Raw genomic sequence first — 22,329 nt, 5'->3', positions numbered from 1 at the left:
ACCGACACAGGATGCGGGTGTAGCTCAGTGGTAGAGCACGACCTTGCCAAGGTCGGGGTCGAGGGTTCGAGCCCCTTCGCCCGCTCCAATTTTTCCCAAAGCATCCAGTTGAGCCGGACGGGCACGTGGGTTTCCACGCCGCTGGCGGCTGTATTGGGTTTGCAATGACAATTCTGGTTACCGGCAGCGCGGGCCATCTCGGGGAGGCCCTTCTCCGCACGCTCCGGGGGCGCGGTTTGCCTGCGCGTGGAATCGATCTGAAGTCATCGCCCTTCACCGACGCTGTCGGCTCGATCGTCGATCCCGACTTCGTGCGGGGCCAGATGGACGGCGTCACCGCGGTGATCCACACCGCGACGCTGCACAAGCCGCATGTGGCGACCCACAGCAAGCAAGCCTTCATCGACACCAACGTCACCGGCACGCTCAATCTGCTCGAAGCAGCCGTGGCCGCCGGCGTGCGCAGTTTTGTCTTCACCAGCACCACCAGCGCGTTCGGCTCGCAGCTTCGGCCGGAGGCGGGACAGGCCGCGGTGTGGGTCACCGAGGATCTGCCGCCGATCCCGAAGAATATCTACGGCACGACCAAGCTGATGGCTGAGACTCTCTGCGAGCTGTTTTGTCGCGAGCGCGGCCTGCCTGTCGTGGTCCTGAGGACCTCGCGCTTCTTCCCGGAGGACGATGACGATCCGGCGATGCGGTCGGCTTACGCGCCGGAGAATGCGCAGGCCAACGAGCTGCTCTATCGCCGGCTGGATATCGCGGACGCGGTGAGCGCCCATCTGCTCGCCGCCGAGCGCGCGGCGGACATCGGGTTTGCCCGCTACATCGTGTCGGCGACGAGCCCGTTCGAGCAGCGCCATCTCGCGGTTCTGGCGCGCGATGCGGCCGGTGTCGTGCGCGAGCTCTATCCGGAGTGTGCGGAGCTCTACGCGGTGCGCGGCTGGCGGCTGTTCCCCGCGATCGACCGCGTCTATGTCAACGCGCGCGCGCGGCGCGAGCTGGGCTGGCGGCCCGAATTCGACTTCGCGCATGTCCTGAAGTGTCTCCGCGACGACCGCGATTTTCGCAGCACGCTGGCGCGCGATGTCGGGTCGAAGGGCTATCATGAGACGATTTTCGACGATGGTCCCTACCCCGTCGCCCCATAGCCGCCACCTTTGCTAATTCGCTCGACGCATCAGATGTCTACCCGAAGTCACCGGCAGCACGATGGCCAGAGCATTTCTACTGTGCATGGGGTTGTTTTCGCGTTTTTTGTTCAGGGTCCTCATGCTGCCTGCAAATTAGCCGCGCATGATCTTGATTCCGCGCTGCAGCGAGCGCGTTGTCGTTGCGGCGTTGGCGCTCGTTGACATTCCGTCTCAATTTTTAATGAGGGCAACTGCAGTGCACGCAGCGCGCTTCTCTCCGCTGGCAGATGTGCTAACCTTTTCGCGTCTGCCTCTCGACAGACCCAAACTTCGCCTCTCGACTAGCAAAACAAAATAACGTGCAGCCCTGATGGCTGCCTTAGGGGAGTGACGCGATGAAATTCCATCGATCCGTCTTTCAATCCGTCCTGGCGCTTGCAGCGGTTGCCCTTCTCGCGGGGACAAGCGCCGGTCACGCGCAGCAGCAGGACAAGAACAAGCCGCTGAAGAAATACGAATCCGGCACCAAGGAGTTCTGGACCCATCCGCCGGACGACTGGTTCCTCGGCGACGAGACCGAGGCGCAGAAGGGCCTGGCGCCGCCCTCGGGTCCGCCGACCGGCGCTTCGGACGCCGAGCTCGCCAATATCGTCAAGAAGGTCAAGCTGCCACCGGGCTTCAAGATGGAGGTTTACGCGTCCGGTGTGCTGGCCGCGCGGCAGATGGCCTGGGGTGACAAGGGCACGCTGTTCGTCGGCTCTTTCGGCCTCGGCAACGTCTATGCCATCAAGGACAACAACGGAAAGAAAGAGGTCAAGACCATCCTCAAGGGGCTCAACATGCCCACGGGCCTGGCCGTCAAGGACGGTGCGCTCTACGTCATCGCGGTCGACAAGCTGATCCGCTACGACGATGTCGAAAACAAGCTCGACAATCTCGGCGAGGGCAAGGTCGTCTATGACGACATGCCGTCCTATGCCGCGCATGGCTGGAAATACATCGCGGTCGACAAGGAAGGCTGGTTCTACATTCCGTTCGGACCGCCCTTCAACATCGGCGTTCCCCCGACCAGCGTCTCGCAGATCCGCCGCGTCGATCCCAAGACCGGCAATGCGGAAATCTACGCGCTCGGCGTTCGCAACTCGGTCGGCGGCGACGTCGATCCGCGCACCGGCAAGTTCTGGTTCACCGAGAACGCCCGCGACTGGATCAGCGACGATCTGCCCTCGGACAAGCTGAACATGATCAGTAAGATCGGCGAGCACTTCGGCTATCCCTACTGCCACCAGGGTGACCTGCCGGATACCAAGTTCGCGATGGGCCACAAATGCTCCGAGTTCACGCCGCCGGTGCTGAACCTCGGCGCTCACGTCGCTCCGCTCGGCATGAAGTTCTATACCGGCGACCAATTCCCGGCCGAGTACAAGAACAACATCCTGATCGCCGAGCACGGCTCCTGGAATCGTCACAAGTACCAGGGTGGCCGCATCATGCGCGTGATCGTCGGGCCCGACGGCAAGAACGCCAAGCAGGAGGTGTTCGCCTCCGGCTGGATCGAGGGCGACCAGGGCTATCTCGGCCGTCCCGACGACATCATCCTCGCCAAGGACGGCTCGATCCTCGTCGCCGACGACTGGGCCGGCGCGATCTACCGCATCAGCTACAGCAAGAAGTAGTGTAAGACGACGCGAGGCTGCGGTGCCGAGGGGCACCGCAGCCTTTTCATTTCAATTTCGCACGCTGTCGTTCCTGATCGCGCGCCGCCTGCGCGCAAGTCCGGAACCCATGGCCACGAACGCGGGTTATGAATCTCCGGGCTCGCGCCAACGCGTGCCGGGAGTGACGCGTTCGATAGATCGGAATTCCAATCATGCGCCGGCAGTTCATCTCGCACGCAATCAGCGCGGTTGCGCTCCTCGCGCTCGGTTCTCTCGCCGCAAGTGCCGCCGACAATGCCGCGATCAAGGAGAAGGCCGCTGTCTGCGCCGGCTGTCATGGCGAGAATGGCATCTCGCAAACCGAGAACATTCCCTCGCTCGCCGGCCAGCCCGATCAATTCCTGCAATGGCAGCTCGTGTTCTTCCGCGCCGGCTCGCGCAAGAACGACCAGATGCAGCCCATCGCCGAGGAAATCACCAATGAGGACGTCCGCAATCTCGGCGCCTATTTCGCCGCGTTGACGCCGCCGACAGCGGCGGCGGACAAGGATCCGGACCTGTCGAAAAAAGGCGCTCAGGTCGCCGTCGGCCGCCGCTGCGCCTCATGTCATACGGATAGCTTTGCCGGCACCAAGGCCGTTGCGCGGCTGGCGGGTCAGCGCGAGGAATACCTCGTTAAGGCGCTGCACGACTACAAGAGCAGCCAGCGCGTCGGCGGCGGTGGCGCTGCGATGGCCGATGTTGCCTATCACATGAGCGACGAGGAAATCACCGCCGTCTCGCACTATCTCGCGTATTTCAAATAGCGCGGGGTGTAGCTGCAAACACGGCCGTCGTCCCGGCGAAGGCCGGGACCCATAACCCCAGGAAGAAGTTTGGCGAAAGCTCGCAGTGAAGAGTCTTCTCGCGGTGCGACCACCAGCGCCTATCGATAGATCACGCGGTATGGGTCCCGGCCTTCGCCGGGACGACCGCTCACCCCGCCCGCTGCTTCTCATACGCCTTCAGATGCGTGTATGCGATGCGCAGCTTCGGCACCGGCACCTTGGCGGCGTCGGCGCGGGCGATGAGGTCGCCTATGACGTGATCGGCCTCGACCGGCAGGCCGGCCTTGACGTCGCGGAACATCGAGGCCGTCATCGGCGAGCCCTCGGTGGTGAGGTTGCCCTTCACGCGCTCGAAGAACGGCCCGCCCGGCGTGTAGCCCGACGCGGTGGCGATCGCGCTGGTCTCGTCGAGCATGCCGAGCAGGAAATCCCTGCCGCCGGGCGCGGCGAGGATGTTGCCGACGGAGGTGCGCATCAGGCTGGTGGACGCCGCCAGCGAGGAGAGGAACACCCACTTCTCCCACATGTCCTGCATGATGTTATGGCTGGCGGTGGCCCCAGCGATGCCGCTCTTGAAGGCTTCGTCGATCGCCTTGACGCGATCCGACAGCTTGCCGTCGCGCTCGCCGTAATTGATCGACTGCATCGGCTGGAGCTGCACCACCTCGCGCTTCTCGTTGAGCGTCGCGGCGATGGCGCAGAGGCCACCGAGCACCCGCTCCTTGCCGAACTTGCCATCGAGGATGTCGAGATGCTTCATGCCGTTGAGCATGGGGATGATCGCCGTATCGGGCCCGACCGCCGCCGCAAACGACTTCATCGCGTCCTCCAGATCGAAGGCCTTGCAGCTCAAGAGCACGACGTCGAACTTGTCCTTGAGCGCGTCGGCCTGAACCGTTGGCGGATTCTTCAAGGTTACGTCGCCGTTCGGGCTCTTGATGACGAGGCCGGCGCTCGCGAGCTCGCTGGCGCGCCGCGGCCGGACCAGGAAGGTGACGTCGCGGCCGGCCTGCAACAGCCTGCCACCAAAATAGCCGCCGATGGCGCCAGCGCCGACCACGAGGATACGCATGGGATTGTCCTTGTTGTTTCTTGCCGTCGTCCTGGCGAAAGCCAGGACCCATTACCCCGACTGCATGTTATCGGGCAAGTTCGAGCCCCAGCCTATCGCCAAACGCTATTCGGTGGTTATGGGTCCTGGCTTTCGCCGGGACGACGTCGAGGAGATTGTTCGATTTCCCTACTTCAAGAAAATCACTTCCCCGACACCATCTCCTCGACCTCGCGCAACTGCTCCTTGCCGAAGAACATCTCGTTGCCGACGAAGAAGGTCGGCGAGCCGAACGCGCCGCGGGCGACAGCCTCCTCGGTGTTCTTGATCAGTCTGCCCTTCACCTCGGGTTCCCCGGCGCGGGTGAACAGCTTTTGCGCGTCGAGGCCGGAGGACGCCAGCGCCTTTGCCGCGATTTCCGGATCGTCCATCTTCTTCGGCTCGCGCCACATGTGATGGAAGGCGGCCTCGACGTATTTTTCGAACACGCCTTCGAGCTGCGCCGCGATCGCCGCGCGCATCAGGTTCAGCGTGTTGACGGGGAAGAACGGATTCATGACGTAGGGCTGAACCTGGAAGCGCCTGACGAAGCGCTCGGTCTCGACCGCGTGGAATTCGCGCTTATTCTTGATGCCGGCGAACGTCTCGGCCGGCGACTTGTTGTTGGTCGACTTGAAGATGCCGCCGAGCAGGATAGGCACATATTCGAATTTGACGCCGATGCGCTGCTCGATCGCGGGGATCGCGAGATGGCTGAGATAGGCGTTCGGGCTGCCGAAATCGAACAGGAATTGCGGGGCTGGGCGGGTCAAAATCATTCTCCCTGACGTCACTTTTTCGCATTGTGGCGCAGCGCGCGCCGCGGGTCCACCGTTTAATGATGGTCATAATCTCTTGGCGATTTCGTCAGATCAGGCGCTGGATCGTCCGCTTGCGCCACACCAGAAGGTAATAGCCCATCTGCAAAAGGAACATGGCGCAGAACACGATCGGATAGGCGGCCCACACACCCTGGAGGCCAATCGTGCGGCTCAGGAACACGGCGGACGGCAGCTCGATTGCGACAATGGCGAAGATGGCGAGCAGCATTGGCGTCAGCGCCACGCCGGCAGCACGCATCGCGCCGGAAAACACCGTCGCCAGGCCGAACGGCACCGAGCTCCACAAGGCAATCTGAAGCAAGCTCTTCGCCAGATCGAGCACGGTGTCATCAGTGATGAAGATACCGAGCACGGCGCGCGGCGCGAGATAGATCAGCGCCACCAGCCCGCCCGTCAGGACGATGTTGAACGCAAGACCGGTGCGCACGATGCCGTCGAGGCCCGTTCTGTCGCCGCGGTCGACCGCCTGCGCGCCGAGGATCGAGACCGCGATTGAAATCGACATCGCCGTGAACTGCGTGTAGCCCATCACTTGGTTGACCGCGCCATAGGCTGCGGTTGCGTTCGAGCCGAAGCCGTTGACGAGGCCGAGCAGCGCCAGCTCGGCGATCGCCATCACCACCATGCCGATCGCGCTCGGCAGTCCAATGCCGAGAATTTGTCCCAGCACCGCACGATTGAGCCGCAGATGACGCAGCAATGCAGGGTCCGGTGCCAACGCATGTTTCCTCCGCAGCAGATAGGCGGCCAGCGCGATCAGCGTCAGCGCGTTGGCGGTCGCCGCCGCCCAGGCCGGGCTGGTGATGCCGGCCGCCGGCAAGCCGAACGACCCGCGGATCAGCATTGGCGTGAGGATCAGCCCGATCGCAGTCGACAAAGCCAGCGCAAGCAGCGGCGTCAGCGCGTCGCCGACGCCGCGGATCATCGCCGTCATCAGCAGAAAGATGAAGCCGAGCGGCATGGTGAGCAGCATGATGCGGGCATAGGCGCTGGCCTCGTCGAGAATGTCCGGGGGCGTCGCGAGCATCATCATCAATTGCCGGCTGAAGATGCCGCCGATCAGTGCAATCGAAATCGAGAGCAGCAGGCCGATCGCGAGCGTCGTGCCCACGATGAGCTTGATCCGGCCCTGCTCGCCCGCACCATGGGCCTGGCCGATCAGTACCGTGGCGCCGGTGCTCAGCCCCATGACGAAGGCGAGCAGGAAGAACATCACCGGAAAGAACACCGAGACCGACGCGAGCGCGTCGACTCCGATCATCTGGCCGAGAAGAACGTTGCTGACGGTGCCGAACAGCGATTGCAGCGCGTTGCTCAGCATCAGCGGCGCGAGGAAGCGGAGGAACGTCGTCCAGAGCGGCTTGGCGGCGGGCATGGATTGGCCTTTCATCAGGGCGTGCGAAACCGTCGCCACGCGAAGCGCGCGTGGCCCGGCCGTCGATGGGGTTGTGAGAAGACGCGCGCCTAAGCGCGGTCGCTGTAGGCGAGCTTGACGATGTGGTCGCGGATGTCGGCGGGCCAATCTGCGATCAGTCCGGTGAAACGCCGCCGGTCATCCGCGAACAACGCGCGCGAAGCTTCCTCGAACTGCGGCAGATTGCCGGCCATGGTCGACATGAAGTGATAGGCCGCATCGCGCGCCTGCCGCTCGCGGTCCTTGTCGCCGCTTGCGCGTCGCGCCTCTTCGACAAGTTTCCGCAGCGCGACCGAAGCGCCGCCTGCCTGCGCGCTGAGCCACTCCCAGTGCCGCGGCAGCAGCGTCACCTCGCGCGCGACCACGCCGAGCTTCGGCCGGCCGCGGCCGCGCGGCTCGCTCGGCGATGGGGTCTCCTCAACCGGGGGCGGGACAAGCTTCGCCAACCGCGCCAGCACCTCGCGGTCGCCGCCGCGCAGATCGAAGTCGATCGATCGGCCCGTGGCGTCCTCGAAGATGATGATGGGCTCATCCGGCAGTGGCGCCATCCGCTTGACGACCAGTGCGACCTCTCCGGCCGGCCCGGACACCAGGCGACGATGCCCTTGGAAAGCGGTGAAAGTCTTCTGCATTGGAATCATTGCCATATCGATCGTGTTGAGACCTTAATACCCGGGTAAATTGCTGAGGTCAATATACCCGGGTTAAAATATCCGACCGGATGGCTCGACATTGCGTTCCCGGGCTGGCACGAACGCGCGGCCGATCGACCATGCCTAGCCCCGGGGACCACGCGATGCTGACCGTTCACCACCTCAACAATTCCCGCTCGCAGCGCGTGCTGTGGCTGCTCGAGGAGTTGGGCGTGCCCTACGAGATCGTGCGCTATCAGCGCCAGCCCGACATGCGCGCGCCGAAGGAGCTCCGCGCCATCCATCCGCTCGGCAAGTCGCCCGTCATCACCGACAACGGCAACACCATCGCTGAATCGGGCGCGATCATCGAATATCTCATCGCGACCTACGGCAACGGCCGGCTGGTTCCGCCGCCGAACACGCCCGAGCGGCTGCGCTTCACCTATTGGCTGCACTATGCGGAAGGCTCGGCGATGCAGCCGCTGCTGCTCAAGCTGCTGTTCACGCTGATGCCGAAGCGCGCGCCGGCGTTGCTGCGCCCCCTTGTGCGCAAAGTCTCGAACCAGGCGCTCACTGCGCTGGTCAATCCGCAGCTCAAGCAGCACATGGATTATTGGGAAGGCGAGCTCGGCAAGAGCGAGTGGTTCGCCGGCAACGAGTTCACCGCCGCCGACATCCAGATGAGCTTTCCGCTCGAAGCAGCCCAGGCGCGCGGCGGGCTCGAGCTCGGCCACCCCAAAGCGATGGCGTTCCTGGAGCGCATTCATGCACGGCCGGCTTACAGCCGCGCCCTCGAAAAGGGCGGGCCGTATCAGGTCGGTCGGTAATTAGTCTCACCGTCATTCCGGGGCACGCGAAGCATGAACCCGGAATCTCGAGATCCCGGGTTCGGTGCTACGCACCGCCCCGGGATGACGACCCAGCGCTAGTCTGCGTGCAGCACGCGCCCGCGCGTCTCCGGCAGCGCGAACGCGGCGATGAAGAATAGCGCGTAAGCGACGACCGCAAACATCGCGATCGCATTCGCAAGCGACGTCGTCGCCGACAGCGTTCCGACGAGGAACGGAAACAGCGCGCCGATGCCGCGGCCGAAATTGTAGCAGAACCCCTGGCCCGAGCCGCGCAGTCGCGTTGGATAAAGCTCGGTCAGGAAGGCGCCGACGCCGGAGAAATAGCCCGAGGCGAAAAAGCCGAGCGGGAAGCCGAGCACCCACAGAACTTCGTTGGTGAGCGGCAGCTGCGTGTAAAGCAGCACGACCGCCATCGCGCCGATCGAGAAGATCAGGAACAGATTGCGCCGTCCGATCCGGTCGGCGAGCCACGCGCCGGTGAGATAGCCGATGAAGGAGCCGATGATCAGGGTCGAGAGATAGCCGGTCGAGCCGACGATCGACAGATGCCGCTCCTTGGTCAAAAACTGCGGCACCCAGAAGGTGACGGCGTAATAGCCGCCCTGGCAGCCCGTCGCCATCAGCGACGCCAGAATGGTGGTCTTCAGGATCGGGCCTGAGAAGATTTCCCAGAGCGCCGGGCGATTGCCGCTCGCGGCGTACTTGGCGCGGGCCTCGGCAGCGATCTCCGGCTCGGTCACGGAGCGGCGGATATAGAACACCAGCAGCGCCGGCAGCGCTCCGATCACGAACATCCAGCGCCACGCTGTCTCCGCGGGCAAAGCCGAGAACAGGATCGCCTGCGACAGCACCGCGAGGCCCCAGCCGACCGCCCAGCCCGACTGCACTGAGCCGACCGCACGCCCGCGATATTGCGGCCGGATTGCTTCACCCATCAGCACGGCGCCCGCCGCCCACTCTCCGCCGAAGCCGAGGCCCAGCACTGCGCGTGCGATCAGGAGCTGTTCGAAATTCTGCACGACCGCGCAGACCAGCGAGAAGAACGAGAACCAGATGATGGTGATCTGGAGCGTTCTGACCCGGCCGATATGGTCGGAGAGATAGCCGCCGAGCCAGCCGCCGATCGCGGAGGCCAGCAGCGTCACGGTGCCGGCGAGCCCGGCCGATCCCGCATCGACCTTCCACAACGCGATGATGGTGCCGATCACCAGCGGATAGATCATGAAGTCCATGCCGTCGAGCGCCCAGCCTGCGGCGCACGCCCAGAATGTCCGCCGCTCCGGCGCGTTCATGTCGCGATAGAAGGCGAGAAGGCTGGTGTCCTCGATCTCGGCGCGTTCGATGCGCTGGTTCGGGTCGGTCATGGTCATGTGCGTTTCCCCGGCAGTTTCTTGGCCGGGGCGTGGTAGCACGGGCGGCGGCCTGCGCAAGCCGGCCGCGGGCTTTCGCGCCATGCAGCAGCCGAGTTACTGTCCTGCGGCTTCCGCGCCCCGGCTACGCGGATCGGGCGCGCCCAGCGGCCCGTTGGCGGTCACCGCGATCGAATTGGCGGAGGTCTGTCCCATCGGCGTGACGATGAGATGATCCATTGCCTTCAGCTCAAGCAGCACATTATCGGGAAAGCCGCTCTCGACCCGGACCTCGTCGGGGAGCCATTGGTGATGCAGCCGCGGTGCGGCCACGGCGGCCGCGACGTCCATCTTGTAGTCGAGCACGTTGACGATCACCTGGAGCACGGTCGAGATGATGCGGCTGCCGCCGGGCGAGCCCGTCACCAGAACCGGCTTGCCGTCCTTCAGGACGATGGTCGGCGACATCGAGGACAGCGGCCGTTTGCCTGGCCCGGGCAGGTTGGCCTCGAAGCCGACGAGGCCGTAGGCATTGGAAGCGCCGACCGCTGCGGTGAAATCGTCGAGCTCGTTGTTGAGCAGCACGCCGGTGCCCTCGGCGACGAGGCCGAGGCCGTAGCTGAAGTTCAGCGTATAGGTGTTGCTGACGGCGTTGCCGCTGCCGTCGACGACGGAAAAATGCGTGGTGTTGCTGCCCTCGCGCGGCGAGGTCGCGGTGGAAACGAGTTGCTTCGACGGCGTGGCGCGATCGGCGGAGATGGTTGCCCGCAGCTTGGCGGCGTAGTCCTTGGCTGTGAGCGTCCCGATCGGCGCGTTGACGAAGGCGGGATCGCCGAGATAGCGCGCACGGTCCGCATAGGCGCGCTTCATGGCCTCGATCAGCAGATGCAGCGAGGCCGGCGATCCCTGCTTCAGATCGGCGAGCTGAAAACCTTCGAGGATATTGAGCGTCTCCACCAGCACCACACCGCCCGACGACGGCAGCGGCATCGACACGATGTCATAGCCGCGATAGGTGCCGCGCACGGGCGCGCGGATCACCGCCTGGTAGGATTTCAAATCGGCCGGCGTCATGATGCCGCCCGCGTCAGTCACGGCCTTGGCGAGTTTTTCCGCGACCGGCCCCTCATAGAAACCGCGCGGGCCTTGTGCGCCAACAGCCGACAGCGTTTCGGCGAGATCGCTCTGCACCAGCCGGTCGCCCTCGCCGAGCGGCGTGCCATCAGGCCGCGAGAAGATTCTGGCAGAGGCCGGCCAGCGCACCAGCCGCTGGTGCCAGCCCGGCAGCGTGTCGGCAATGTCGTCGCCGACGAGGAAGCCATCGCGGGCGAGCGCGATCGCTGGCTCGAGCAGTTGCGCCAGCGTGAACCGGCCCGAGCCATATTTTTCCAGGGCCAGCGCAAGACCCGCGACGGTGCCGGGCACGCCGACGCCGAGCGCGGAATCGCGCGACTTCGCCGCTTCGGGCTTGCCGTCGGCGCCGAGGAAAATCTGCGGTGTGGTCGCAGCCGGCGCGGTCTCGCGATAATCGATCGTGATGTCTTCGTTGCGCTCGCTCGAATGAATCACCATGAAGCCGCCACCGCCGATATTGCCGGCGCGCGGATAGGTTACAGCCATCGCAAAGCCGGTCGCGACCGCGGCATCGACGGCATTGCCGCCGCGCCGCAGGATGTCGGCGCCGACCTGTGCGGAGATTTTCTCCTGCGCCACCACCATGCCGTGCTCGGCGGGAACGGCATGCACGGTGTCGAGCGCGGGCGGCATGTAGACTCGCCGCGCATCCTGCGCGGTCGCGGCCGGAAGTCCGAACGCCAGAGTGGCAAGGAAGGCGAAAAATGTCCGCCGCGTCGGAAAAGACGACATCATCAAACTTCCGCAATGGCCATGGGCAGTTCACATGCAGCGCCGCAATGCTATACGGTTTGCTTCGATAGAGGCAAAACTGTTCGTGATGAGGATTGTGGAGTGACGACGATCGCCCCGGATGCGCGCATCGCCGGCGCGCAGCGGACCTATCCGCCGCGCAGCGCCGTCGTCAGCTGGATCTTCTTCGACTGGGCCGCGCAGCCTTATTTCACGCTGATCACGACCTTCGTGTTCGCGCCCTATTTCGCCACTGGCATTGCGCCGAATCCCGCCGCCGGGCAATCGCTGTGGGGCTTTGCGATGGCTGCCGCGGGCCTCGCGATCGCGCTGATGTCGCCGCTGCTGGGGGCTATTGCCGATGCTTCGGGCCGCAGGAAGCCGTGGATCGCCGGATTCGGCGCAGTGCTGGTGCTGGCATCCTGCACGCTGTGGATCGGCAAGCCCGGCGATCCCTCGATCATTCCGCCGCTGCTCACCGCCGTCGCGCTCGCCAGCGTCGGCGCGGAATTCGCCACTCTCTTCAACAATGCGATGATGCCGACGCTGGTGCCGCCGGAGCGCATCGGGCGGCTCTCCGGCACCGGCTGGGCGACGGGTTATGTCGGCGGCATCGTCAGCCTGATCATCGTGCTCGGCCTGCTCGCCGCGAATCCCGAGACCGGCCGCACGCTGCTCGGCTTCACGCCTCTGTTCGGGCTCGATCCCGTCAGCCATCAGGGCGATCGCGCCGCCGGACCGTTGACCGGGCTTTGGTTCATCATTTTTGTGACGCCGATGTTCCTGTTCACGCCGGACTATCCGGCGAAGCGTCCGGTGCGCGAGGCGCTGCGCGAAGGCCTGTCGGAACTGAAGCAATCGATCAAGGGGTTGCCGCAGCAGAAATCGCTTGCGGCGTTTCTGCTCGCCAACATGATCTACACCGACGGTCTGGTGTCGCTGTTTGCCTTCGGCGGCATCTATGCCGCGGGCACGTTCGGCTGGCACACGATCCAGATCGGCACCTTCGGCATCATGCTGGCGATTGCCGGCGCCTTCGGCGCGTGGCTTGGCGGCAAGCTGGACGATCGCATCGGGCCGAAGCGCGTGATCGCCGGCAGCATGCTGGTCTTGCTGCTGGCGGTGGCGGCGATCCTGCTGGTCGACAAGGATTCGATCCTCTTCGTCAAGGTCGCGCCGCCCGCGCCTGGCGGCGCATTGTTCGCCGCTGCGGCCGAGCGCGCTTATCTGGTGCTGGGCTGCCTGATCGGTGCAGCCGGAGGTCCGCTGCAAGCCGCCTCGCGTACGCTCCTGATCCGTCTCGCACCGAAGGACCGCATCGCGCAGTATTTCGGTCTGTTCGCATTGACCGGGAAAGTGACGTCCTTCATCGGCCCGCTCCTGATCGGCGTGATCACCGCGGTGACGGCGAGCCAGAAGGCTGGCATGGCGGTGCTGGTGGTGTTCTTCGTCGCGGGGCTGGCGTTGTTGATGCGGGTGCGGGAAAATTAGTGTCGTCCCGGCGAAGGCCGGGACCCATACCGCGTGATTTCTCGTTGCCGCGACGCGGCTAGTACCGCACACCAAACTACTTTCTGGGGCTATGGGTCCCGGCCTTCGCCGGGACGACCCGTTGAGAGTTTAGTACACGACAGATCTAGTGCCTGAAGTGCCGCGTGCCCGTGAACACCATGGCGATGCCGTGCTCGTCGGCGGCCTTGATGACCTCGTCGTCGCGCATGGAGCCGCCGGGCTGCACCACGGCGGTAGCGCCGGCCTCGATGCAGGCGAGCATGCCGTCAGCAAACGGGAAGAAGGCATCCGACGCCACCACCGAGCCCTTGGTGAGCGGTTCGGCGAGCTTCAGCTCGGCGGCCGCATCCTGGGCTTTACGCGCCGCGATCCGTGCTGAATCGACCCGGCTCATCTGGCCGGCGCCGATGCCGACGGTGGCGAGATCCTTGGCGTAGATGATGGTGTTGGACTTGACGTGCTTGGCCACCCGGAACGCGAACTTCAGATCGCGCATCTCGGCATCCGTTGGCGCACGCCTGGTCACGACCTTGAAGGTCATGTCGTCGACCACGGCGTTGTCGCGGCTCTGCACGAGGAGACCGCCCGCCACCGTCTTGGCGGTGAGGCCGGGCGCGCGCGGATCGGGCAGGCTGCCGGCGAGCAGAAGCCGAAGGTTCTTGCGCGCGCCGATGATGGCGATCGCTTCCTCGCTGGCGTCGGGCGCAATGATCACCTCGGTGAAGATTTTTGTGATCTCGCTCGCGGTGTCGGCATCGAGTGCGCGGTTCATCGCGATGATGCCGCCGAAGGCCGAGGTGGAATCGCAGGCCAGCGCCTTGCGGTAGGCGCTGACGAGGTCGGAGCCCTCAGCGACGCCGCAGGGGTTGGCATGCTTGACGATGACGCAGGCGGCGGTGCGCTTGGCGTCGAACTCGCCGATGCATTCATAGGCCGCATCGGTGTCGTTGATGTTGTTGTAGGAGAGCTCCTTGCCCTGGAGCTGCCGCGCGGTCGAGACGCCCGGTCGCTTGTCGGGAGTCGCATAGAACGCCGCGGTCTGGTGCGGATTCTCGCCATAGCGCAGCGATTGGATCAGCCGGCCGCCGAAGGCGCGGAAATCAGGCGCGTCGATCTCGAGCTGACGATTGAACCAGTTCGAGATCGCGGCGTCATAGGCGGCAGTGCGCGCGTAAGCCTTGGCGGCAAGGCGACGGCGCAACTTCAGCGTGGTTGCGCCTTTATTGGCGGCGAGCTCGTCGAGCACGGCGTGATAGTCCTGCGCCTCGACCACGACGGCGACGTCGTCATGGTTCTTCGCGGCGGCGCGGATCATCGCGGGGCCGCCGATGTCGATGTTCTCGATGCAATCCTCGAAGCCCGCGCCTTTGTCGACGGTCGCCTCGAACGGATAGAGATTGACGACGAGGAGATCGATCGGCGCGATGCCATGCGCCGTCATCGCGTCCGCGTGATCCTTGTTGTCGCGGATCGCGAGCAGGCCGCCATGCACCTTCGGATGCAGCGTCTTGACGCGGCCATCCATCATCTCGGGGAAGCCGGTCAGCTCGGAGACGTCCTTCACCTCGAGGCCGGCCGCGGCGATCGCCTTTGCGGTGCCGCCGGTCGAGACCAGCTCGACATCGTGCGCGGCAAGTGCCTTTGCGAAGTCGATCAGGCCAGTCTTGTCGGAAACGGAGAGAAGTGCGCGGGTGACGCGGCGGGGATGGTCAGTCATGAGCAAGATCCTCTGTCTGAAGGAGTAATGCCCAGGCGCGCGGCAGCTATGTCCCGCGCTTCCCGATGGTGCTCCATCCAAGGTCGCCAGTCGCGCGAGCGAGGGCTCGATAGCAGTTTTCGGTCGCTTTCACAACGATCAGATGGGGCCGGATCGCAGGCGTCTAGAGCGGAAGTTCCGGCTCCCGCCGCGCATTTCTGCGGGCGTTCGTGATCGCCGGCGAAGCGGTGGAGCGGACGAAACTCCAGCGGATCGAGGGCGCCTGCCGTGCATCCTGACGGATCACGATCTGCGCGGTGCGGCGCGGGCCGTCATTGCCGGCCAGGGACACGCTGTCCTCCAGCTCCACCTTGTCGTCGAGCGCCTCGAAGGTCCAGACGTCGCGGTTCGGCAGCACCAGCATGACGCCGCGGGCATCGGACAGCCGGCTCGCCTTCACTGCCGGGTGCAGATGGAATCGCAGCGCGAAATCGGCATCCGGGCCCTTGAAGCGTCCGCCTTGCGGCGGCGACAGCGTGTCCTCGCCGTCGACGCGCGCGCCGTCATTGGCGATCATCAGCACGCGGCGGTGGATCGCGCCGAATTTTGTGAGGTAACCGTCATGCGATGTCGTGAGCAGCGTGCCGTTCTGCACGATTTCGCGATAGCTCTCGACCTCGACGGGGCCGCTGGTGACCGGAGCGCCGTGCAGCAGCCGCTTCATCGCCGACATCTCCACGAACTGGCATGACGAGGTGTCGTGATAGGTCAGCGTCGAATGCGCCGCCGTGCCACGTGCGAACGGCCGCCAATTGTCGCGGCCCGTGGTCGGCATGCCGCAATTGGTGACGATGCGGCTGATACCGGAGGACAGTTCGAACGACAGGCAGCCGGCATGTGCGTCGTGGCTGACGCTGGCCGCCGGCGGCGGGCCGGTGTCGATGATCAGCGTGGTCTGGCCGGCATCGAGGCGCTGGAAACCGGTATGCGGCATGTTCGACATCGGCGCGCCGTGGGTGTCGTCATAGGCAAGCAGCGTCGCGAGCAGGTCCGAGGGCGTCGCGCTCATGCCGTTGAACAGCGCGAAATTGCCGTCGCCGTGGCGGAAGAAGCGCAGCATCGGCATCATGCGGTCGATCGCGTTGAGCAGCGCGGGCGGCGGTGCGATGTTGCGCGCGGCAAAGGTCTGCCGCAGCGGCAACAGGTCGATCAACAGCTCGATCAGCGCGCCCGGGTTGCGCGAGACATGCCCGCCGTCGGGCAGGATCTGCCGCTGCAATTCATCCGAGAGCTTTTTCGAGGCGCTGCGGATGTGACTTGCCTGGTTGGCGAGGCACAGCGCCGCATAGCACAGCGCGATCAGCACCTGGAGCTTCGGCACGCCGTCGGGAATGTTGACCATGGTGTAGCGCAGCAAGCGGATTTCGCGCGCCAGCGCGCGCAGATAGCGGCGGTAGAATTTGTTGTCGGTGTCGTTGAGCACCAGCGGCGCCTGCGACAGCAGGGAGATCACGCGTCGCGCCAGCACGTCGGCGCGTCGCGCGACGGGACGGCGCTTGCTGGCAGGGTTGCCGATCCAATCCTCGATCAGCGAGCGCGCATTCGCGCGCGTCAGTGCGGTGTCGGCGGCGCGCAAATGGCGCAGCCAGCCGAAGCCGAGCAACGCAACCTCCCAATCCTCCGACGGCGGCTCGAGATCGAAGATCGAACGGCCGTGGCAATTGACGATCTTGCCGGCGAAGACGAAGCGGCCGGCATAGATCTCGGCGGCGCGGGTCGCATCCGCGGTGCGCAGATCATGCGGCGCGATGATCAACCGGTCGGCGCGGCCGGGCCAGACCCGCGACAGGGCGACGGAACCGCCGCTCGCGCGCGCGAGCATGTTGCGCGCGAAGCGGTTCATCACCAGCGTCGAGATACGTCTGCGTTGAGCGACCGACACGCCTTGCCTTGATGGGGAGAGGGATTCCGACGAATCCTTATTAATCCCAAAATCGGACGGCCGACACCACCTTGAACGGTGCGAATCAGCGCCGTGGTTGCAAAATCCAGTGCAAAATCAGGATTTAACGAGCCGGGCCGCGAAAAATCCGTCGAGCCCGCCGAGCTTGGGATCGGCGTTCGGCAGATGGCTGGGCAGAGTGCGCAAGTCGCCCTCGGCGGTAATGATCTCGCCGAGTCCCGATACTTCGGACGCTTCGATCGGAACCCGGCGAAGCCCAGGCTCTGCGGCCAGCAGCGCGGCGACCGCATGCTCGCCCTCTTCCGGTTCCAGCGAGCAGGTACAGTAGACCAGCGTCCCGCCGGGCTTGAGCAGCGAGACCGATTTTTGCAGCAGCCGCCGCTGGAGCAGGGTCATTGCGGCGATGTCGGATTCCTGCCGGAGCCAGGATACATCGGGGTGGCGGCGGATCGTCCCGGTCGAGGTGCAAGGCGCATCAATGAGGATGCCGTCGAAGCCATCGGCCGGACCGGCCCATTCCGCGGCGTCGGCGACGACGGTCTCGGCCTGGAGCGACAACCGCGTCAGATTCTCGCGCAGCCGCGCCACCCGGGCGGGCGAGCGGTCGATGGCCGTGACGTGCGCACCGGCCTGCGCCAGTTGCGCGGTCTTGCCGCCGGGAGCTGCGCAGAGATCGGCGATGGATTTGCCCTTGATGTCGCCGAACAGCCGGGCCGGCAGCGCGGCGGCGGCGTCCTGCACCCACCATTGTCCTTCGGCGAAGCCGGGAAGCGTGGTCACCGCGCCGTGCAGCACCGTACGCACCGATCCGGTCGGCAGCACTTCGCCGTGGAGCCGGCTCGCCCATTGCGCGGCGTCCGACTTCACGGTCAGATCCAGCGAGGGATCGTGGCTGAGCGCGAGCGCCATGTCTCTTGCGACGGTTTCGCCGTAATGCGCGCTCCAGCGCACGACCATCCAGGGCGGCAGGTCCAGCGACTGCGCGGCAACTTCGTCCACCAGCGCCTTGCCCTCGCGGGCGCAGCGGCGCAGCACGGCGTTGACGAGGCCGGCATAGCGCGCGGCGCGCCGGTCGGATTGCACGAGGCGAACGGAGAGATCGACGGCCGCATGATCGGGCACGTCCATCCAGAGGATCTGGGCCGCGCCGATCAACAGCGCGCTCTGCGCGCGCGGCGCGTCGGAGGGAATGCCCTTGTCGAGCAAGCGGGACAGCACATGGCCGAGCGTGCCGAGCCGGCGCAGCACGGTGGCGACCAGGCGGCGCATCAGTGCGCGGTCGCGGTCGGGGAGCGTCTTCAGTCCGGGATGGGCGCCGCTGCCGTCGAGCTGCTCGTCAAGCGTGCGGTGCTTTTGCAGCACGCCGTCGACGATGTCGGCGGCAATCCGCCGCGCCGCGAGACCGGGCACTTCGGATGGAGGAGCGAAACGTTGAGAAGGCATGCGGAAACAAGGTTCTGAGCGAGCGGCAGTTCGCCGTAATGGGCGCATGCCTTGAGAAGGCGATCTGTGGCACGCGAATATGCCAAATGTAAGAATCGCTTCCGGGTTTTTTAGCCCTTTCGGAGCCATTTCAGGAATGCGTTATTGGGCGTCGCGCCGCGGGCCCTCCCGCGCTAGAAACCCGACGATGAGTGACCAGCCTCCCGTTCCCGACCGCAAGCCGCTCACGCCGGCCGCCCAGCGCGCGCTGGCCGAGGCCGAAGCGCGCCGGCAGGCTGCGGCAGTCCGAGCCAAAAACGACGGCCAGGCGGCGCCAAAGGAGTTGCAGGGGCCAAAAGGACCCGAGCCGACCCGCTATGGCGATTGGGAGCGCAAGGGCATCGCTTCCGATTTCTGAAGCTTGCCTTTTGAGGCTTGCTTGCCGGACTGCCCGACTCAGCCCTAGCGTGCGCGGATGTCGCGTTTCGATCCAAGCCATCCCTATCGGTCTTCATACAGTGGCTCGCCATTTGGTCGCCGGTTCTCAGGACTGTTGCCGTGGATGTTCGTGGTCGGAATCGTGGTGGCCGTGGTGCTCACCTTCCGGCACGGGATGAACTGGCCGTTCCCTCATGCGACCGACGGGCAATCGCAGGACGCCGAGATTGTGCTCCAGCAAGGCGGCCGTCCCGATCGTCGCGAGGCGGTCGATGTCGTTCGCACGATTGACGGCGACACCTTTCTCGCACGCGTTCGTCAGCGCAACGGTCGCGATCTCGTCGTGCGCATTCGCCTGCGCGGCATCGATGCACCCGAGATGAAAGCATCCTGCCAGGAGGAGCTGGACAAGGCCGAAGCTGCGGCCCGCGCATTGCGCGATCTGCTCGCGCAGGGTGGCGTGACGATCACCAATCTCGGACCTGACAAATATGGTCGCGTTCTCGCCGACGTCGCGACCAGACGAACCGACAACGTTTCGGCGGCGTTGCTCGCTGGCGGCTACGCGCGGAGCTACAATGGCGGCCATCGCGACGGCTGGTGTGCGCGCAGCTGGCGCTTCTGGTAACAAAAAAGCCGCGTTGAAAGACGCGACTCTCGCCGTCTCGCCCGGATGCCGGCGATCAGCGCGTCACGACCACCGTCGTGCCGACCGAGACGCGGCTATAGAGATCGGTGATGTCGTCGTTGAGCATGCGGATGCAGCCATAGGAGACGAAGCCGCCGATCGAGCCCGGCACGTTGGTGCCGTGGATGGCGTATTCACCACCGGACAGTGTCATCGCCGCGACGCCCATCGGATTGCGCGGCGAGCCGCCCGGGATGACGTCCGGGATGCTCGGCTTGTCGCGCTTCACCTCGGCAGGCGGCGACCAGGCCGGATTGCGGTACTTGCCGTCGATGCGGGTTGTGCCGGCCCACTGCTTGCCGGACTTGCCGACGCCGACCGGGTAGCGCACGGCGTGGCCGTTATCGAGGACGAGATAGAGCCGACGCTCGTTGGTTTTGACCACGATGGTGCCCGGCGAATAGTCGGCCAGGTGCGTCCCCACCATTTCCGGCCGCGCCTGCGCCGCCGTCGACATCAGGACCCCTGCCCCGACGGTGGCGGCCAGCGCCACTGCAATCCTCATCGACATCGATTTTCCCCTTGCCCCGAACGGACCGTGCAAAATTACGCAAAACCGGCAATCACCGGCTCGCCAAGTCCTTGTTACAAGTCCTTGTCAGGGGACATTCTTAACCGCGCCTGTTAACCGGATGGTTTCCACGCACGGTCGCCAAGGGCCAGCCAGCAGGGGGAACAAAGGAAATGTTCGAAACAAAGTAAATGACCTGAAAACAACACTCGGCCGGAAAGATGCCCGCGCGCCTGGGCGCGGCCTGACAAGTGCGTGAGGATGTGAACGGTCGTTGTTTTGGCGGAGCGCTAGCGCGGGGATGGGTCTCGTGTCCCGGACACGGCGCAGCGCGAAGCGGTGCGACGCAGAGCCGGGATCCAGAAAGCCATAGAGTCTGCCGTTGCATGGGCCCCGGCTCAGCAGCGCACCGCTAAAGAGCGCTGCGCTGCGTCCGGGGCACGAGACGGCCTTACGCCGACTTCTTGTTCTGCCGGTTCTTGACGAGGTCGTCGACCACGCCGGGATCGGCCAAGGTCGAGGTGTCGCCCAGGCTGCTCGGCTCGTCCTCGGCGATCTTGCGCAGGATGCGGCGCATGATCTTGCCGGAGCGGGTTTTTGGCAGGCCTGGCGAGAACTGGATCTGGTCAGGCGCAGCGATCGGGCCGATCTCCTTGCGCACCCAGAGGACGAGCTCCTTGCGCAGTTCGTCGCTCGGCTCGATGCCGGCCATCAGGGTCACATAGGCGTAGATGCCCTGGCCCTTGATGTCGTGCGGGTAACCGACCACGGCGGCCTCCGACACCTTCTCATGCGCCACCAGCGCGCTTTCGACTTCGGCGGTACCCATGCGGTGGCCGGAGACGTTGATGACGTCATCGACGCGGCCAGTGATCCAGTAATAACCGTCCGCATCGCGCCGGCAGCCGTCGCCAGTGAAATACTTGCCCTTGTAGGTCGAGAAATAAGTCTGCTCGAAACGCGCGTGGTCGCCGTAGACCGTGCGCATCTGGCCCGGCCATGACCGCGTCAGGCACAGATTGCCGGATGTCTCGCCGTCCAGCACGTTGCCGTCGGCGTCGACGATCTCGGGCACCACGCCGAAGAAGGGCTGCGTCGCCGAGCCCGGCTTGAGCTTCGTGGCGCCGGGCAGCGGCGTGATCAAGATCCCGCCGGTCTCGGTCTGCCACCAGGTATCGACGATCGGGCAGCGGTCGTCGCCGACGACGCGGTGATACCACTCCCAGGCTTCCGGATTGATCGGCTCGCCGACCGAGCCGAGCAGGCGCAGGCTGGCGCGCGAGGTCTTCTTCACGGGCGCGTCGCCGCTCTGCATCAGCGCGCGGATCGCGGTCGGCGCGGTGTAGAAGATGTTGACCTTGTGCTTGTCGATGACGTTCCAGAATCGCGAATTATCCGGGTAATTCGGCACGCCTTCGAACATCAGCGTGGTCGCGCCGTTGGCGAGCGGTCCGTAGAGAATGTAGCTGTGGCCGGTGACCCAGCCGACGTCGGCGGTGCACCAGTAGATGTCGCCGTCGTGATAGTCGAAGACGTATTGATGCGTCATCGCGGCGAACACGAGATAGCCTGCGGAGGTGTGCAGCACGCCCTTGGGTTGGCCGGTCGAGCCCGAGGTGTAGAGGATGAACAGCGGATCCTCGGCGTGCATGTGCTCGACCGGGCACTCGGTCGTCACCATCTTGGCGGCGTCGTGGTACCAGAGGTCGCGCGAGGGATTCATTTCGACCGCGCCGCCGGTGCGCTTGACCACGACGACCCAGTCGACGCCGTCTGCCTTGGCGAGCGCCGCGTCGACATTGGCCTTCAGCGGCACCTTCTTGCCGCCGCGCAGGCCCTCATCCGCGGTGATGATCACCTTGGACTGGCAGTCGTTGATGCGCTGGGCGAGGCTGTCGGGCGAGAAGCCGGCGAACACCACGGAGTGAATTGCGCCGATCCGCGCGCAGGCCAGCATCGCGTAGGCCGCCTCCGGAATCATCGGCAGGTAGATGGTGACGCGGTCGCCCTTCTTGACATTCCGGGTGCGCAGGATGTTGGCCATCCGGCAGACCTCGTCATGCAGCTCCTTGTAGGTGATGTGCCGGGATTGCGAGGGATCGTCGCCTTCCCAGATGATCGCGGTCTGGTTGGCGCGGCTGTGGAGATGCCGGTCGATGCAATTATGGGCGACGTTGAGGATGCCGTCCTCAAACCATTTGATGGAGATGTTGCCGGGCGCGAAGGAGACGTTCTCGATCTTGGTCGGAGCGTGCATCCAGTCGATGCGCTTGGCCTGCTCCGCCCAGAAACCGTTCGGGTCCGAGATCGAGCGGGCGTACATGTCCTTGTACTTGGCCTGGTCGACCCAGGCGCGCTTCGCCCATTCTGCGGGGACGTCGTAGATCTTCTCGGACATGTTTCCCTCCACATACGGCAAGCCGAGCACAGGCCA

General features: G+C 65.0%; 18 protein-coding genes, 1 tRNA gene and 1 riboswitch. Of the genes, 8 read left to right on the top strand and 11 right to left on the bottom strand.

Annotation, left to right across the window (positions count from 1 at the left end; translation table 11 throughout):
- The first annotated feature begins 13 nt into the window (after positions 1–13).
- From C7G41_RS18440 to C7G41_RS18420, 4 genes are all read left to right on the top strand, one after another.
- Positions 14–88, top strand: a tRNA-Gly gene (locus C7G41_RS18440).
- A 76-nt stretch (positions 89–164) separates the two neighbouring features.
- Complete coding sequence (locus C7G41_RS18435) at positions 165–1,151, top strand: NAD(P)-dependent oxidoreductase (protein ID WP_199198460.1); 987 nt, start codon at positions 165–167, stop codon at positions 1,149–1,151.
- 377 nt (positions 1,152–1,528) lie between these two features.
- The gene (locus C7G41_RS18425) at positions 1,529–2,809 is read left to right on the top strand and encodes a sorbosone dehydrogenase family protein (protein ID WP_106943909.1); all 1,281 of its coding nucleotides are present in this window, start codon (positions 1,529–1,531) and stop codon (positions 2,807–2,809) included.
- A 194-nt stretch (positions 2,810–3,003) separates the two neighbouring features.
- A complete protein-coding gene (locus C7G41_RS18420; protein WP_106943908.1) occupies positions 3,004–3,597 on the top strand; it encodes a c-type cytochrome in 594 nt (197 codons plus the stop codon).
- Between the two features lie 169 nt (positions 3,598–3,766).
- Here the strand turns inward: C7G41_RS18420 and panE are convergent, their stop codons facing one another.
- The 4 genes from panE to C7G41_RS18400 form a co-directional block, all read right to left on the bottom strand.
- Complete coding sequence (panE, locus tag C7G41_RS18415; RefSeq protein WP_106943907.1) at positions 3,767–4,690, bottom strand: 2-dehydropantoate 2-reductase; 924 nt, start codon at positions 4,688–4,690, stop codon at positions 3,767–3,769.
- Positions 4,691–4,872: 182 nt separating this feature from the next.
- Positions 4,873–5,481 (bottom strand): 2-hydroxychromene-2-carboxylate isomerase, encoded by a 609-nt coding sequence (locus C7G41_RS18410; protein ID WP_199198459.1) that lies wholly within the window; start codon positions 5,479–5,481, stop codon positions 4,873–4,875.
- Between the two features lie 94 nt (positions 5,482–5,575).
- Positions 5,576–6,940 (bottom strand): MATE family efflux transporter, encoded by a 1,365-nt coding sequence (locus C7G41_RS18405; RefSeq protein WP_106944059.1) that lies wholly within the window; start codon positions 6,938–6,940, stop codon positions 5,576–5,578.
- A 74-nt stretch (positions 6,941–7,014) separates the two neighbouring features.
- Positions 7,015–7,611, bottom strand: coding sequence for a DUF2239 family protein (locus C7G41_RS18400; RefSeq protein ID WP_106943905.1), 597 nt, complete (start codon positions 7,609–7,611; stop codon positions 7,015–7,017).
- 149 nt (positions 7,612–7,760) lie between these two features.
- Between C7G41_RS18400 and C7G41_RS18395 the strand changes: the two genes are divergently transcribed.
- Positions 7,761–8,426: a glutathione S-transferase family protein gene (locus C7G41_RS18395; protein ID WP_063992271.1), complete on the top strand. Its 666-nt coding sequence runs from the start codon at positions 7,761–7,763 to the stop codon at positions 8,424–8,426.
- 98 nt (positions 8,427–8,524) lie between these two features.
- Here the strand turns inward: C7G41_RS18395 and C7G41_RS18390 are convergent, their stop codons facing one another.
- Together C7G41_RS18390 and ggt are read right to left on the bottom strand one after the other, a co-directional pair.
- Positions 8,525–9,820 carry an MFS transporter gene (locus tag C7G41_RS18390; RefSeq protein WP_106943904.1) on the bottom strand — a complete coding sequence of 432 codons (1,296 nt, stop codon included), beginning with the start codon at positions 9,818–9,820 and terminating at the stop codon, positions 8,525–8,527.
- Positions 9,821–9,916: 96 nt separating this feature from the next.
- Positions 9,917–11,668 (bottom strand): gamma-glutamyltransferase, encoded by a 1,752-nt coding sequence (ggt, locus tag C7G41_RS18385; RefSeq protein ID WP_106943903.1) that lies wholly within the window; start codon positions 11,666–11,668, stop codon positions 9,917–9,919.
- Between the two features lie 99 nt (positions 11,669–11,767).
- On the opposite strand from ggt, the gene C7G41_RS18380 reads away from it, so the two are divergent.
- Positions 11,768–13,156 carry an MFS transporter gene (locus tag C7G41_RS18380; protein WP_106943902.1) on the top strand — a complete coding sequence of 463 codons (1,389 nt, stop codon included), beginning with the start codon at positions 11,768–11,770 and terminating at the stop codon, positions 13,154–13,156.
- A gap of 145 nt (positions 13,157–13,301) precedes the next feature.
- On the opposite strand, the gene purH is transcribed toward C7G41_RS18380, so the two are convergent.
- The 3 genes from purH to C7G41_RS18365 all read right to left on the bottom strand — a co-directional run bounded on the left by purH (position 13,302) and on the right by C7G41_RS18365 (position 18,279).
- Entirely contained in the window at positions 13,302–14,894 is a 1,593-nt protein-coding gene (gene purH / locus C7G41_RS18375; RefSeq protein WP_106943901.1) for a bifunctional phosphoribosylaminoimidazolecarboxamide formyltransferase/IMP cyclohydrolase, read from the bottom strand.
- Between the two features lie 22 nt (positions 14,895–14,916).
- Positions 14,917–14,998: riboswitch (ZMP/ZTP riboswitch) on the bottom strand.
- Positions 14,999–15,057: 59 nt separating this feature from the next.
- Positions 15,058–16,776, bottom strand: coding sequence for a heparinase II/III family protein (locus C7G41_RS18370; RefSeq protein ID WP_199198478.1), 1,719 nt, complete (start codon positions 16,774–16,776; stop codon positions 15,058–15,060).
- 156 nt (positions 16,777–16,932) lie between these two features.
- Positions 16,933–18,279 carry an RsmB/NOP family class I SAM-dependent RNA methyltransferase gene (locus C7G41_RS18365; RefSeq protein WP_106943899.1) on the bottom strand — a complete coding sequence of 449 codons (1,347 nt, stop codon included), beginning with the start codon at positions 18,277–18,279 and terminating at the stop codon, positions 16,933–16,935.
- Between the two features lie 187 nt (positions 18,280–18,466).
- On the opposite strand from C7G41_RS18365, the gene C7G41_RS18360 reads away from it, so the two are divergent.
- Together C7G41_RS18360 and C7G41_RS18355 are read left to right on the top strand one after the other, a co-directional pair.
- Positions 18,467–18,676, top strand: coding sequence for a DUF1674 domain-containing protein (locus C7G41_RS18360; RefSeq protein ID WP_106943898.1), 210 nt, complete (start codon positions 18,467–18,469; stop codon positions 18,674–18,676).
- A gap of 57 nt (positions 18,677–18,733) precedes the next feature.
- Positions 18,734–19,324, top strand: coding sequence for a thermonuclease family protein (locus C7G41_RS18355; RefSeq protein ID WP_106943897.1), 591 nt, complete (start codon positions 18,734–18,736; stop codon positions 19,322–19,324).
- Positions 19,325–19,379: 55 nt separating this feature from the next.
- On the opposite strand, the gene C7G41_RS18350 is transcribed toward C7G41_RS18355, so the two are convergent.
- Positions 19,380–19,895: a L,D-transpeptidase gene (locus tag C7G41_RS18350; RefSeq protein WP_007598677.1), complete on the bottom strand. Its 516-nt coding sequence runs from the start codon at positions 19,893–19,895 to the stop codon at positions 19,380–19,382.
- A gap of 451 nt (positions 19,896–20,346) precedes the next feature.
- Entirely contained in the window at positions 20,347–22,293 is a 1,947-nt protein-coding gene (gene acs, locus C7G41_RS18345; protein ID WP_199198458.1) for an acetate--CoA ligase, read from the bottom strand.
- Positions 22,294–22,329: the final 36 nt, after the last annotated feature.

Source organism: Bradyrhizobium sp. MOS002, from assembly GCF_003020115.1.
Classification (GTDB): Bacteria; Pseudomonadota; Alphaproteobacteria; order Rhizobiales; family Xanthobacteraceae; genus Bradyrhizobium.
This window is presented reverse-complemented; position numbering and strand designations above follow the sequence as displayed.

What these genes read in the sequence shown, in the direction of transcription:
- C7G41_RS18420 (WP_106943908.1), top strand. Translation starts at nt 3,004, where the DNA reads ATGCGCCGGCAGTTCATCTCGCACGCAATCAGCGCGGTTGCGCTCCTC.
- C7G41_RS18435 (WP_199198460.1), top strand. Translation starts at nt 165, where the DNA reads ATGACAATTCTGGTTACCGGCAGCGCGGGCCATCTCGGGGAGGCCCTT.
- C7G41_RS18425 (WP_106943909.1), top strand. Translation starts at nt 1,529, where the DNA reads ATGAAATTCCATCGATCCGTCTTTCAATCCGTCCTGGCGCTTGCAGCG.
- acs (WP_199198458.1), bottom strand. Translation starts at nt 22,293, where the DNA reads ATGTCCGAGAAGATCTACGACGTCCCCGCAGAATGGGCGAAGCGCGCC.
- C7G41_RS18360 (WP_106943898.1), top strand. Translation starts at nt 18,467, where the DNA reads ATGAGTGACCAGCCTCCCGTTCCCGACCGCAAGCCGCTCACGCCGGCC.
- C7G41_RS18400 (WP_106943905.1), bottom strand. Translation starts at nt 7,611, where the DNA reads ATGGCAATGATTCCAATGCAGAAGACTTTCACCGCTTTCCAAGGGCAT.
- C7G41_RS18395 (WP_063992271.1), top strand. Translation starts at nt 7,761, where the DNA reads ATGCTGACCGTTCACCACCTCAACAATTCCCGCTCGCAGCGCGTGCTG.
- purH (WP_106943901.1), bottom strand. Translation starts at nt 14,894, where the DNA reads ATGACTGACCATCCCCGCCGCGTCACCCGCGCACTTCTCTCCGTTTCC.
- ggt (WP_106943903.1), bottom strand. Translation starts at nt 11,668, where the DNA reads ATGATGTCGTCTTTTCCGACGCGGCGGACATTTTTCGCCTTCCTTGCC.
- C7G41_RS18355 (WP_106943897.1), top strand. Translation starts at nt 18,734, where the DNA reads ATGTCGCGTTTCGATCCAAGCCATCCCTATCGGTCTTCATACAGTGGC.
- panE (WP_106943907.1), bottom strand. Translation starts at nt 4,690, where the DNA reads ATGCGTATCCTCGTGGTCGGCGCTGGCGCCATCGGCGGCTATTTTGGT.
- C7G41_RS18350 (WP_007598677.1), bottom strand. Translation starts at nt 19,895, where the DNA reads ATGTCGATGAGGATTGCAGTGGCGCTGGCCGCCACCGTCGGGGCAGGG.
- C7G41_RS18390 (WP_106943904.1), bottom strand. Translation starts at nt 9,820, where the DNA reads ATGACCATGACCGACCCGAACCAGCGCATCGAACGCGCCGAGATCGAG.
- C7G41_RS18365 (WP_106943899.1), bottom strand. Translation starts at nt 18,279, where the DNA reads ATGCCTTCTCAACGTTTCGCTCCTCCATCCGAAGTGCCCGGTCTCGCG.
- C7G41_RS18405 (WP_106944059.1), bottom strand. Translation starts at nt 6,940, where the DNA reads ATGAAAGGCCAATCCATGCCCGCCGCCAAGCCGCTCTGGACGACGTTC.
- C7G41_RS18370 (WP_199198478.1), bottom strand. Translation starts at nt 16,776, where the DNA reads ATGAACCGCTTCGCGCGCAACATGCTCGCGCGCGCGAGCGGCGGTTCC.